This window comes from Pseudomonas sp. LBUM1664 (assembly GCF_059695895.1).
In genome coordinates this window covers 2,725,406-2,737,672 of sequence record NZ_CP166791.1, presented here as the reverse complement: position 1 = coordinate 2,737,672, position 12,267 = coordinate 2,725,406, and the positions used below count along the sequence as shown (strand labels likewise).

10 protein-coding genes are annotated in these 12,267 nt (G+C 60.8%); 8 read left to right on the top strand and 2 right to left on the bottom strand.

What is annotated here, in order from left to right; translation table 11 throughout:
- Positions 1 to 48: 48 nt before the first annotated feature.
- On the bottom strand, positions 49 to 501 hold the full coding sequence (rnhA, locus tag ACA047_RS12910; protein ID WP_497359557.1) for a ribonuclease HI: 453 nt from the start codon (positions 499 to 501) through the stop codon (positions 49 to 51).
- 87 nt (positions 502 to 588) lie between these two features.
- Positions 589 to 1,347 carry a class I SAM-dependent methyltransferase gene (locus ACA047_RS12905; protein ID WP_497359556.1) on the bottom strand — a complete coding sequence of 253 codons (759 nt, stop codon included), beginning with the start codon at positions 1,345 to 1,347 and terminating at the stop codon, positions 589 to 591.
- 65 nt (positions 1,348 to 1,412) lie between these two features.
- Here ACA047_RS12905 and gloB point away from each other — a divergent pair, with 65 nt between their 5' ends.
- From gloB to fabI, 8 genes are all read left to right on the top strand, one after another.
- Positions 1,413 to 2,180: a hydroxyacylglutathione hydrolase gene (gloB, locus tag ACA047_RS12900; protein ID WP_497359555.1), complete on the top strand. Its 768-nt coding sequence runs from the start codon at positions 1,413 to 1,415 to the stop codon at positions 2,178 to 2,180.
- Positions 2,181 to 2,279: 99 nt separating this feature from the next.
- Positions 2,280 to 3,713: a transglycosylase SLT domain-containing protein gene (locus tag ACA047_RS12895; RefSeq protein ID WP_497359554.1), complete on the top strand. Its 1,434-nt coding sequence runs from the start codon at positions 2,280 to 2,282 to the stop codon at positions 3,711 to 3,713.
- Between the two features lie 214 nt (positions 3,714 to 3,927).
- A complete protein-coding gene (locus ACA047_RS12890; RefSeq protein ID WP_497359553.1) occupies positions 3,928 to 5,760 on the top strand; it encodes an extracellular solute-binding protein in 1,833 nt (610 codons plus the stop codon).
- On the top strand, positions 5,757 to 7,613 hold the full coding sequence (locus ACA047_RS12885) for an extracellular solute-binding protein (protein ID WP_497359552.1): 1,857 nt from the start codon (positions 5,757 to 5,759) through the stop codon (positions 7,611 to 7,613). Before ACA047_RS12890 ends, ACA047_RS12885 begins: the two co-directional genes overlap by 4 nt.
- Positions 7,614 to 7,617: 4 nt before the next feature.
- Positions 7,618 to 8,691 carry a microcin C ABC transporter permease YejB gene (locus tag ACA047_RS12880; protein ID WP_497359551.1) on the top strand — a complete coding sequence of 358 codons (1,074 nt, stop codon included), beginning with the start codon at positions 7,618 to 7,620 and terminating at the stop codon, positions 8,689 to 8,691.
- A 1-nt stretch (position 8,692) separates the two neighbouring features.
- Complete coding sequence (locus ACA047_RS12875; protein WP_497359550.1) at positions 8,693 to 9,712, top strand: ABC transporter permease; 1,020 nt, start codon at positions 8,693 to 8,695, stop codon at positions 9,710 to 9,712.
- A gap of 1 nt (position 9,713) precedes the next feature.
- Entirely contained in the window at positions 9,714 to 11,324 is a 1,611-nt protein-coding gene (locus tag ACA047_RS12870) for an ABC transporter ATP-binding protein (RefSeq protein ID WP_497359549.1), read from the top strand.
- 19 nt (positions 11,325 to 11,343) lie between these two features.
- Positions 11,344 to 12,138: an enoyl-ACP reductase FabI gene (gene fabI / locus ACA047_RS12865; RefSeq protein ID WP_305389996.1), complete on the top strand. Its 795-nt coding sequence runs from the start codon at positions 11,344 to 11,346 to the stop codon at positions 12,136 to 12,138.
- The last annotated feature ends 129 nt before the right edge of the window (positions 12,139 to 12,267 follow it).

The following is a 12,267-nucleotide window of genomic DNA, read 5'->3' as shown; positions in this document are numbered from 1 at the left end:
AAACTCTGTGGGAGCACAGCTTGCTCGCCACAAGAGCGCCTCGGCAAATCAAGCCTGCTTGAAGCCCCGCACCTCATCCACGCCACGGTTGGCCAACTGGTCGGCCCGTTCGTTACCGTGGTGGCCGATGTGGCCGCGCACCCATTTCCAGGTAACGTTGTGGCGGTTGACCTGCTCATCCAGCAACTTCCAGAGATCGGCGTTTTTCACGGGTTCCTTCGCAGCCGTCTTCCAGCCGCGTTTCTTCCAGTTGGCCATCCACTCGTTGATGCCTTTCATCACGTACTGCGAGTCAGTCACCAGCAGCACATCGCAGGACCGCTTGAGTTCTTCCAGGCCGCGGATGGCGCCCATCAGCTCCATGCGATTGTTGGTGGTATTGGTTTCGCCGCCCCAGAGTTCCTTCTCCACGCCTTTGCACACCAGCAACGCGCCCCAGCCGCCCGGGCCGGGATTGCCCTTGCAGGCGCCGTCAGTGAAGAGTTCTACGCTATCGCTCATGCCAATCTATCCAAAAAAATGCAAAGGCCTGCCGATCAGGGCCGACAACGCCCGAAGCCGAAACACCGGCCAGGCCATCAGAAAAGGTTACGGTTCGATGTGGCGACGATTGACCTTGGCCATCGGCAAGGGAATCAGCTTGCCCATCGGCTCACGTCGCGCCTGACGCACAGGGCGCAGCCCGACCGCGATCTTGCGCGCTACCAATAAATAGAAGCCGCCGCCCGACAGCTGCCAGTCACCAGCCTTGCGCTCCCAGCCGGCCAGACGGGCCTGCCACTTGGGCGACGCAAGCGGCGGACGATAGCACCCGAAGCGGCGTTTCTCCAGCGCGAAGCCCAGCAGGTTGAGCCAGTCGCCAACCCTCGACGCCGAGATGCAGCGAGCCTGGCGCAAGGCGTCATGGGCGAACACCCGACGCAACCCCCAACTGCTCCAAGGGTTGATGCCGATGATCAACAGATGCCCGCCGGGGCGCACGCTGCTGGCGGCTTCTCGCAGCAAACCGTGGGGGGACAGGCAGAAATCCAGGCCGTGCTGCATCACCACCACGTCGGCGGCATGTTCGCTCAGCGGCCAGGCCTGCTCCTCGCAGACAATCTCCACCCCGGGCAATGGCGCGCCCAGGCGTACGTTGCGCTGGACCTGCGGTGCCGACGGCGGCGTTTGCGCCGACGGCCCGTAGTGCACCAGATAACCACCGAAGAACCGGCCCAGCTCGTCTTCGAGCATGCGCCGCTCCTCCTCCAGCAAAAATTGCCCGACAGGGCCGGACAGCCATTCACGGGCGGCGCTGATTAACGCCAGCCAGTCAGGATCAGCCTGAGCGAACGCTTCATCGGTCATTGCATTCTCCAACGCGTCAGGAAGTTCTAAGATGCGCCTTTGTTTTCCGCTTGGCGAATTCCGCGATGATACAGATCAGTGCCCTGCCCGCGTTCACCGATAACTACATCTGGTTGTTACAGGATCACTCAACCCAGCGCTGCGCCGTGGTCGACCCGGGTGACGCCGCGCCGGTACAGGCCTGGCTCGACGCCCATCCGGGCTGGGTCTTGAGCGACATCCTGATCACTCACCATCACCATGACCATGTCGGCGGCGTCCAGGCGCTGAAAAACGCGACCCACGCCACTGTGTATGGCCCGGCCAGCGAAAACATCCCGGCACGGGATCAAGCGCTTGAGGACAACGACCAGATCAGCGTGCTCGGCTTGGACTTCGATGTCTACGCCGTGCCCGGCCACACATTGGGGCATATCGCCTACTACCACCATGGCCTGCTGTTCTGCGGCGACACCCTGTTTGCCGCCGGTTGCGGCCGGCTCTTCGAAGGCACACCTGAGCAAATGCACCACTCCCTCAGCCGCCTCGCCGCCCTGCCGGAAGATACGCTGGTCTACTGCACCCACGAATACACCCTCAGCAACCTGAAATTCGCCGCTGCGGTGGAACCGGGCAATCCGGACATTGCCGCCCGTCTGGAAAAAGTCAGCCAGCAACGCAATAACAGCGTCATGTCCCTGCCCTCGACCCTGGCCCTGGAAAAGCTCACCAATCCGTTCCTACGCACCGCTGAAACATCCGTTAAACAAAAAGCAGACGAACGGAACGGCCAGTGTAACGAGACGCCGAGTGAGGTTTTTGCGGCCTTGAGGGCTTGGAAAGATAAGTTCTAAGGCGCCTATCGATTAATACAAAAATTCTGAATGGTTGACCTGTTGGGGTGCGCTTCCTAGAATCGGCCGACATTTTTGCCCGGAACTTACTTCCAGCCAATGTCGTCATCTATACGTAGGTCCGTCCAGTCAGACACATTGACCCGCTTGGCTCAAGCCATTGCGGTGGCTGTGTCCGCCACCCTGGCGGGCTGCCAGAGCACGAGCCAGGTGCCGCAAACCGACGCGACACACACGCCGAATATCGCCGCTCGCGCCAAACAGAAGCCTAACTGGCTCGCTGAAAAACCCAGCCCTCAAGTACCCCAGGACGTCTGGGAACGCATGCGCCAAGGCTTCCAGCTGCAGGAAACCGCCGGCGTGAACCCGCGCATCGAGCAACAGCGCCTGTGGTTCGCCAGCAACCCGTCCTTCCTGGAAAACGCCGGTGAGCGCGGCAGCCTGTACATCCATTACATCGTCGAACGCCTTGAAGAACGCAACATGCCGCTGGAGCTGGCGCTGCTGCCGGTGATCGAAAGCGCCTACAACCCCATGGCCTATTCCCGGGCCAACGCAGTGGGGCTGTGGCAATTCATCCCGTCCACGGGGCGTTACTTCAACCTGCGCCAGACCCGCTTCTATGACGGGCGTCGCGACATCACCGCATCCACCACGGCCGCCATGGATTACCTGACGCGCCTGCACGACATGTTCAACGGCGACTGGTTGCTGGCGCTGGCAGCGTACAACGCCGGTGAAGGCACGGTCAGCCGTGCCATCGAGCGCAACGAGAAGCTCGGTCTGCCCACCGACTACTGGAACCTGCCGCTGCCCAGCGAAACCCAGGCCTATGTGCCCAAGTTGCTGGCATTGTCCCAGGTCGTGCTCTCCCCCGATGCCTATGGCGTGAACCTCAGCCCGATCGCCAACGAACCCTATTTCCAGGTCGTCGAAATCAACCAGCGCATGGACCTGTCCAAGGTCGCGGCGGTGGCCAACATCGACGAAGACGAGTTGTTCCAGCTCAACCCGGCCTTCAAGCAACGCACCACCATCGACGGCCCGCAGCACCTGCTGGTCCCCACGTCCAAGGCCCAACTGCTGACCGCCAGCCTGTCGACCATGCGCCCGGATGAACTGATCAGCCAGCGCTCGCTCAAACCGGTTTTTGAAACCGCCGATGACGACGAAGTGCAAGGCGCCAGGCGCACCTACCGCGTCAAGCGCGGTGAAAACCTGGCCCAGATCGCCAAGGCCAACAACGTACAGACCAAAGACCTGCAGCGCTGGAACAAGCTCAGTGGCAACAAACTGAAGGTTGGCCAGACCCTGGTGATGCAGGACACCGGCAAGCGCTTCAACAGCGTGGTAGCGGCCAACAGCAAGAGCAGTAAAACCAAGCAGACTCAATACAAGGTCAAGCAGGGCGACTCGCTGTACGTAGTGGCCAAACGCTTCAACGTGGAAATGCAGCACCTCAAGCGCTGGAATCCACGGATGGGCAATGCACTCAAGCCTGGGCAGATGCTGACGGTCTACTCCCCGCACTGATCACAAGAGGCTCCTGTGGCGAGGGGATTTATCCCCGCTGGGCTGCGAAGCAGCCCCTGGGTCTATTTGATACACCGAGTTGTCAGGTTTTAGGGCCGCTTCGCGCCCCAGCGGGGATAAATCCCCTCGCCACAAGCCCCCGCCTTTTTCCTGCCGATACAAGCTGTTACTGTACAGGCCATAAAGCCCAAGCCGCCTGGATCGGATCTCAGACTTGATACGTCCCCTCCTCCTGCTCCTGATCAGCCTGGCCTTGAGCTTCCCCGCCAGCGCAGCCATCAGCGAAAGCCATGGCTATGCGCAGTTCGGCACGCTCAAGTACCCGGCCAGATTCACCCACTTCGACTGGGTCAACCCGCAAGCGCCCAAGGGCGGTACCTTGCGAGTCATGGCATTCGGCACCTTCGATACGCTAAACCCCTACACATTCAAGGGCAGCAGCCCGGTTTCCACGCCAAACTTCCTGCAATACGGCATCAACGAGCTGAACGAACCGCTGATGGTCGGCACCGGCCAGTACGCACCATCCGGCGATGAGCCGACGTCGAGCTACGGCCTGATCGCCCAGACGGTGGAGTACAGCGAAGACCGCAGCTGGGTGGTGTTCAACCTGCGGCCCGAAGCCCGGTTTCATGACGGTGTGCCCATCACTGCCTATGACGTGGCGTTCTCCTACAGAACCCTGCTCAAGGATGGCCATCCGCAATACCGCACCAGCCTTCAGGAAGTATTGCGGGTCGACATCCTCAACCCGCTGAAAATCCGCTTTGTCTTCAAGCGCGCGGGCAACCCGCTGCTGATCCTGCGCCTGGGTGAATTACCGGTGCTGCCCCAACATTACTGGAAAGATCGCGACTTCAAGGCCACCACATTCGAGCCCCCCCTGGGCAGCGGCCCTTACCGCATTACCAAAGTACAACCAGGTCGCCAACTGGTGTTCGAAAGGGTCAAGGATTACTGGGGCAAGGACCTGCCGGTCAATCGTGGCAAATACAACTACGACCGGATGGAAGTGGAGTTCTACCGCGACAGTGATGTGGCCTTCGAAGCCTTCAAGGCCGGTGAATTCGACATCTACATCGAACACCAGGCCAAGAACTGGGCCAACGGCTATGACTTCCCAGCAGTCAGCCGCGGCGATGTGATCAAGGCGCAGATTCCCCACCAGATCCCGACCCAGACCCAGGGCCTGTTCATGAACACCCGGCGCAGCACACTTGCCGAGGTCAAGGTTCGCGAAGCCTTGGGGCTGATGTTCGATTTTGAGTGGACCAACCGCACGCTGTTCAGCGGCGCCTACAAGCGCACCCTCAGTTACTACCCCAACAGCGAATTCTCCGCCAGCGGCCTGCCAGTGGGCCACGAATGGCTGCTGCTCAAGCCGTACCGCGAACAATTGCCGCCCCGACTGTTCACAGAGCCTTTCGGCCTGTCGCGGACCGACGGTCGCGGCATTCCCCGGGAAACCTTGCGCAAGGCTTTGGGATTATTGAAAGAAGCCGGATGGACCCTCAACGGCCAACGCCTGCTGAACGCCGACAGCCAGCCTCTGAGCTTCGAGATCCTGTTGGTGAACCCGAACCTGGAGCGCATCCTGCAGCCCTACGTTGAAAACCTCGCCAGCATCGGCATCCAGGCCCGGCTGCGCACAGTGGACCGCGCCCAGTACAAACAGCGCATGGACCAGTTCGACTTCGACATGATCCTGCTGACCTTGAACCAGACCCTAAGCCCGGGCCTTGAGCAGTGGCAGTACTTTCACTCCAGCCAGGTCGGGGTCAAGGGCAGTAAAAACTACGCCGGGATCGCCAACCCCGTGGTCGATCACCTGCTCGAAACACTGCTGGGCGCCCAAACCCGGGACGAACAAGTCGCCGCCGGCAAAGCCCTGGACCGCGTGCTGCTGTGGCAGCATTACTGCATTCCCAATTGGTATCTCAATTATCATCGCCTGGCGTACCGTAACCGGTTCGCCTTCGTCACCACGCCGCCTTACACCCTGGGCCTGAGCGCGTGGTGGCTGAAATCTTCGGAGAAAGATCAATGAAGCCTTTGCGCGCCCTGCTCCTGCAGGCCAGCGGCCTGTTATTCGCAGGACTGGCCTGTGCCGCCCCGCAGCACGCCTTGACCTTGTACAACGAGCTGCCCAAATACCCGGCCGACTTCAAGCATTTCGACTACGTGAACCCCGACGCCCCCAAGGGCGGGATTTTCCGCCAGGGCGGATTTGGCGGCTTCGACAGCCTTAACCCGTTCATCAGCAAGGGCGTGCCGGCCGATGACATCGGCCTGATCTACGACACCTTAGCCAAACAAGGCCTGGACGAACCTTTCACCGAATATGGCCTGATCGCCGAAAAAATCGAGAAGGCCCCGGACAATGGCTGGGTGCGCTTCTACCTGCGCCCCGAAGCCCGCTTCAACGACGGTCATCCAGTGCGCGCCGAAGACGTGGTCTTCAGCTTCCAGACCCTGACCAAGGACGGCGCCCCGATGTTCCGCGGCTATTACAACGACGTCGCCGAAGTCATCGCCGAAGACCCGCTCAAGGTGCTGTTCAAGTTCAAGCATACAAATAACCGCGAATTACCGCTGATCCTCGGCCAATTACCGGTATTGCCCAAGCATTGGTGGGCCGATCGCGACTTCAACAAGGGCAACCTGGAAATCCCCCTGGGCAGCGGCCCCTATAAGGTGACCGAAGTGAAGGCCGGGCGTTCGATCCGCTATGAGCGGGTGAAGGACTATTGGGGCAAGGACCTGCCGGTCAATCGCGGCTTTTACAATTTCGACGTACTGACCACCGACTACTACCGCGACAACACCGTAGCGATCGAGGCGCTGAAAGCCGGGCAGTTCGATTTCTGGCTGGAAATGAGCGCCAAGAACTGGGCCAACGCCTACAACGTCCCGGCCGTGACCGAAGGCCGGCTGATCAAGGAACAGATCCCCAACGGCAACCCCACCGGCATGCAGGGCTTTGTCTACAACCTGCGCCGCCCGATCTTCCAGGACGTGCGGGTGCGCAAGGCCTTGAGCCTGCTGCTGGACTTCGAGTGGACCAACAAGCAACTGTTCAACAGCGCCTACGCCCGCACCCGCAGCTACTTCGAAAACTCGGAAATGGCCGCCACCGGCCTGCCCGGCGAAGACGAGCTGAAAATTCTCGAGCCCTTGCGCGGCAAGATCCCCGAACAGGTATTCACCGAAGCGTTCCAGCCTTCGGTGAGCGACGGCAGCGGCATGATCCGCGACCAGCAGCGCAAGGCCTACCAATTGCTGCAAGAAGCCGGCTGGCGCATCGTCGACGACAAAATGGTCGATGCCCAGGGCAAACCGGTGGTGCTGGAATTCTTGCTGGCCCAGACCGAATTCGAGCGGGTGCTGCTGCCGCTCAAGCGCAACCTGAGCGACCTGGGCATCGACCTGATCATCCGCCGGGTCGACGTCGCCCAGTTCGTCAACCGCGTGCGCTCCCGAGATTTCGACCTAATGGTGGGCAGCTTCCCGCAATCCAACTCGCCGGGTAACGAACAGCGTGAGTTCTGGATGTCAGCCGCCGCCGACAAGCCCGGCAGCCGCAACACCATGGGCCTGAAGGACCCGGCCGTCGACCAACTGGTGGAGCAACTGATCAACGCCGATTCGCGCAAGAGCCTGGTGGCCCACGCCCGGGCGCTGGATCGGGTGCTGCAATGGGGCTACTACGTGATCCCCAACTGGCACATCAAGACCTGGCGCGTGGCCTACTGGAACCACATCGGCCATCCTAAAGTAACGCCGACCTATGACATCGGCACCACCACCTGGTGGGTCAAGCCAGACACCAAGCCTGCCGTCGAGGTCGAAAAACAAGCCATGGAACAACACATCAACACCGCCCCTGCGAGCGTGGAGTAACCCGATGCTGGCTTATATCTTTAGGCGGCTGTTGCTGATCATCCCGACCCTGTTCGGCATCCTGTTGATCAACTTCCTCATCATCCAGGCCGCGCCCGGCGGGCCGGTGGAGCAGATGATCGCCAAGCTCGAAGGCTTCGAAGGCGCCACCAGCCGCATTGCCGGCGGCGGCGCCGAGGTGTCGGTGGCCGGTTCCTCCTACCGCGGCGCCCAGGGCCTGGACCCGGGACTGGTCAAGGAAATCGAGCGCATGTACGGCTTCGACAAATCGGCCCCCGAACGCCTGTGGATCATGATCAAGAACTACGCCCACCTGGACTTCGGCGACAGCTTCTTTCGCGACGCCAAAGTCATCGACCTGATCAAAGAAAAAATGCCGGTGTCCATCTCCCTCGGGTTGTGGAGCACGCTGATCATGTACCTGGTGTCGATCCCATTGGGGATCGCCAAGGCCACGCGGCACGGTAGCCATTTCGACGTGTGGACCAGTTCGGCAATCATCGTCGGTTATGCGATCCCGTCGTTTCTTTTCGCCATTCTGCTGATCGTGGTCTTTGCCGGCGGCAGCTATTTCGACTGGTTCCCGTTACGGGGACTGACGTCCAACAACTTCGACCAACTGACCCTGGGCGGCAAGATCCTCGACTATTTCTGGCACCTGGCCTTGCCCGTGACCGCACTGGTGATCGGTAACTTCGCCACCATGACCCTGCTGACCAAGAACAGCTTCCTCGACGAAATCAACAAGCAATACGTGGTCACCGCCAAGGCCAAGGGCCTGACTCGCCGTCGGGTACTCTATGGCCACGTGTTCCGCAACGCCATGCTGCTGGTGATCGCCGGTTTCCCTTCGGCGTTCATCGGGATTTTCTTCACCGGCTCCTTGCTGGTGGAAGTGATTTTCTCCCTCGACGGCCTCGGGTTGATGAGCTTCGAAGCGGCCATCAACCGTGACTACCCGGTGGTCTTCGGCACCCTGTTTATCTTCACCCTGCTGGGGCTGGTGGTGAAACTGATCGGCGACCTGACCTACACCCTTGTCGATCCGCGTATCGACTTCGAAAGCCGGGAGCATTGAGATGAACCTGTCCCCTCTCAATCGCCGCCGCTTCGAACTGTTCAAGGCCAACAAGCGTGGCTGGTGGTCGCTGTGGCTGTTTCTGATCCTGTTCGGGCTGAGCCTCGGCGCCGAGTTGATCGCCAACGACAAGCCGCTGGTGGTGCATTACGACGATGGCTGGTACTTCCCGGCCCTCAAGCGCTACCCGGAAACCACTTTCGGCGGCGAATTCCCGCTGGAAGCTAACTACAAGAGCCCGTACATCCGTGAACTGCTGGCCGCCAAGGACGCGTGGGTGCTGTGGGCACCGATTCCATTCGGTTACCAGAGCATCAACTACGACCTGAAGGTCCCGGCCCCGGCACCACCGTCCTCGATGAACTGGCTGGGCACCGACGATCAGGGCCGTGATGTGTTGGCGCGGGTGATCTACGGCTTCCGGATATCGGTGCTGTTCGCCCTGACGCTGACGGTGCTCAGTTCGATCATCGGTGTGGTCGCCGGCGCCCTGCAGGGCTTTTATGGCGGCTGGGTGGACCTGGCCGGCCAGCGTTTCCTGGAGATCTGGTCCGGGCTGCCAGTGCTTTACCTGCTGATTATTCTGGCCAGCTTCGTCCAGCCGAACTTCTGGTGGCTGCTGGGCATCATGCTGCTGTTCTCCTGGATGAGCCTGGTGGACGTGGTCCGCGCCGAGTTCCTGCGCGGGCGCAACCTGGAATACGTGCGCGCCGCGCGGGCGTTGGGCATGCAGAACGGCGCGATCATGTTCCGCCACATCCTGCCCAACGCCATGGTTTCGACCATGACATTCATGCCGTTCATCCTCACCGGTGCCATCGGCACCCTCACCGCCCTGGATTTCCTGGGTTTTGGCTTGCCTGCGGGCTCGCCGTCCCTGGGCGAACTGGTGGCCCAGGGCAAATCCAACCTCCAGGCACCCTGGTTGGGTATCAGCGCGTTTGCCGTGCTGGCGCTGATGCTGAGCCTGTTGGTGTTCATCGGCGAGTCCGCTCGCGATGCCTTCGATCCGAGGAAGTGAAATGAACCAGGACAATCTGATCGAAGTACGCGACCTGGCGGTGGAGTTCATTGTCGGCGAACGCCGCCAGCGGGTGGTCGAGGGCGTCAGCTTTGATATCAAGCGCGGCGAAACCCTGGCCCTGGTAGGTGAAAGCGGCTCAGGAAAATCGGTAACGGCCCATTCGATCCTGCGTTTGCTGCCCTACCCGCTGGCCCATCATCCAACCGGGACCATCCAGTACGCTGGGCAGGATTTGCTGGGGCTGAAAGAAAAAACCATCCGCCATATCCGTGGCAACCGGATTGCGATGATCTTTCAGGAGCCGATGACGTCCCTCAACCCGCTGCACTCCATTGAGAAGCAGATCAATGAAGTGCTCGGCATTCACAAGGGCCTGAGCGGCAAAGTCGCGACTCGCCGGACCCTTGAACTGCTGGAGCTGGTCGGCATCCCCGAACCGCACAAGCGCCTCAAGGCCCTGCCCCATGAGTTGTCCGGCGGCCAGCGCCAACGGGTGATGATCGCCATGGCCCTGGCCAACGAGCCGGAACTGCTGATCGCCGACGAGCCGACCACGGCACTGGACGTCACCGTCCAGCTGAAAATCCTTGAATTGCTCAAGGAATTACAGTCGCGATTGGGCATGGCATTGCTGCTGATCAGCCACGATTTGAACTTGGTACGAAGAATTGCTCATCGCGTATGTGTCATGCAGCGCGGTTGCATCGTCGAACAGGCATCGTGCGAAGAGTTGTTCCGCGCGCCGCAGCATCCGTACACTCGGGAACTGCTGGCCGCCGAGCCCAGTGGCAACCCGGCGACCAATGTTGTCGGCCCGCCACTGTTGCAGGTCGAGGACCTGAAAGTCTGGTTCCCGATCAAGAAAGGCCTGCTCAAACGCACGGTGGACTACATCAAGGCCGTGGACGGTATCCACTTCAGCCTGCCCCAGGGACAGACCCTGGGCATCGTCGGCGAAAGCGGCTCCGGCAAGTCCACCCTGGGGCTGGCGATCTTGCGGTTGATCGGCAGCCAGGGCGGGATCCGGTTCGAAGGCAAGCAGCTCGACCGCCTGACGCAACAGCAGGTCCGGCCGCTACGCCGGGAGATGCAAGTGGTGTTTCAGGACCCGTTCGGCAGCCTGAGCCCGCGGATGTGTGTGAGCCAAATCGTCGGCGAAGGCTTGCGGATCCACAAGATCGGCACCGAAGCCGAGCAGGAACAAGCGATAATTGCGGCATTGAAGGAGGTAGGCCTGGATCCGGAAACCCGGAACCGCTACCCCCATGAATTTTCCGGAGGGCAACGGCAGCGTATCGCCATTGCCCGGGCCCTGGTGCTCAAGCCGGCGTTGATTCTGCTGGATGAACCGACGTCGGCCCTGGACCGTACCGTGCAACGCCAAGTGGTGGAGCTGTTGCGGTCTTTGCAAACCAAGTACAACCTGACGTACCTGTTTATCAGCCATGATCTGGCTGTCGTCAAAGCGCTGAGCCACCAGTTGATGGTGGTCAAGCATGGCCAAGTGGTCGAACAAGGTGATGCCCGCAGCATATTCGCCGCGCCGCAACACCCCTATACACAGCAGTTGCTGGAGGCCGCTTTCCTGGCCCCAACAACTGCCGAATAACCTGAAAGAGGAGCAACACATGGGTTTTCTCGCCGGTAAGCGCGTTCTGATCGTCGGTGTCGCCAGCAAGCTGTCCATCGCATCCGGCATCGCCGCCGCCATGCATCGCGAGGGCGCTGAGCTTGCCTTCACTTATCAGAACGACAAACTCAAGGGTCGTGTCGAAGAGTTCGCACAAGGCTGGGGTTCGAACCCTGAGCTGTGCTTCCCGTGCGACGTGGCCAGCGATGAAGAAATCGCCAAGGTCTTCGAAGAGCTGAGCAAGAAGTGGGACGGCCTGGACTGCATCGTGCATTCCGTTGGCTTCGCCCCGGGTGACCAACTGGACGGCGACTTCACCGAAGCCACCACCCGTGAAGGTTTCCGCATTGCCCACGACATCAGTGCCTACAGCTTCGTGGCCCTGGCCAAGGCCGGTCGCGAAATGATGAAAGGCCGCAACGGCAGCCTGCTGACCCTGTCGTACCTGGGTGCCGAGCGCACCATGCCGAACTACAACGTCATGGGCATGGCCAAGGCTTCCCTGGAAGCCGGTGTGCGTTACCTGGCCGGTTCCCTGGGCCCGGATGGCACCCGCGTCAACGCTGTATCGGCCGGCCCGATCCGCACCCTCGCCGCTTCCGGCATCAAGAACTTCCGCAAAATGCTGGCCGCCAACGAAGCGCAAACCCCGCTGCGTCGTAACGTCACCATCGACGAAGTCGGCAACGCCGGCGCGTTCTTGTGCTCGGACCTGGCTTCCGGCATCAGCGGTGAAATCATGTACGTGGACGGCGGCTTCAACACCACCGCCATGGGCAACATCGAAGAGTAATCTTTCATCCCCGCGCCCATGGGTAAAAACGCCGCTTGTCCTGGAAAGGGCAAGCGGCGTTTTTTATTGCCGATTGTTCGATTACACCGCAATACCCTGTGGGAGTGAGCTTGCTCGCGATTGCGGTGG

Excerpts from the sequence above, each read along its gene's own strand:
- rnhA (WP_497359557.1), bottom strand. The coding sequence starts at position 501 with ATGAGCGATAGCGTAGAACTCTTCACTGACGGCGCCTGCAAGGGCAAT.
- ACA047_RS12905 (WP_497359556.1), bottom strand. The coding sequence starts at position 1,347 with ATGACCGATGAAGCGTTCGCTCAGGCTGATCCTGACTGGCTGGCGTTA.
- gloB (WP_497359555.1), top strand. The coding sequence starts at position 1,413 with ATGATACAGATCAGTGCCCTGCCCGCGTTCACCGATAACTACATCTGG.
- ACA047_RS12895 (WP_497359554.1), top strand. The coding sequence starts at position 2,280 with ATGTCGTCATCTATACGTAGGTCCGTCCAGTCAGACACATTGACCCGC.
- ACA047_RS12885 (WP_497359552.1), top strand. The coding sequence starts at position 5,757 with ATGAAGCCTTTGCGCGCCCTGCTCCTGCAGGCCAGCGGCCTGTTATTC.
- ACA047_RS12880 (WP_497359551.1), top strand. The coding sequence starts at position 7,618 with ATGCTGGCTTATATCTTTAGGCGGCTGTTGCTGATCATCCCGACCCTG.
- ACA047_RS12875 (WP_497359550.1), top strand. The coding sequence starts at position 8,693 with ATGAACCTGTCCCCTCTCAATCGCCGCCGCTTCGAACTGTTCAAGGCC.
- ACA047_RS12870 (WP_497359549.1), top strand. The coding sequence starts at position 9,714 with ATGAACCAGGACAATCTGATCGAAGTACGCGACCTGGCGGTGGAGTTC.
- fabI (WP_305389996.1), top strand. The coding sequence starts at position 11,344 with ATGGGTTTTCTCGCCGGTAAGCGCGTTCTGATCGTCGGTGTCGCCAGC.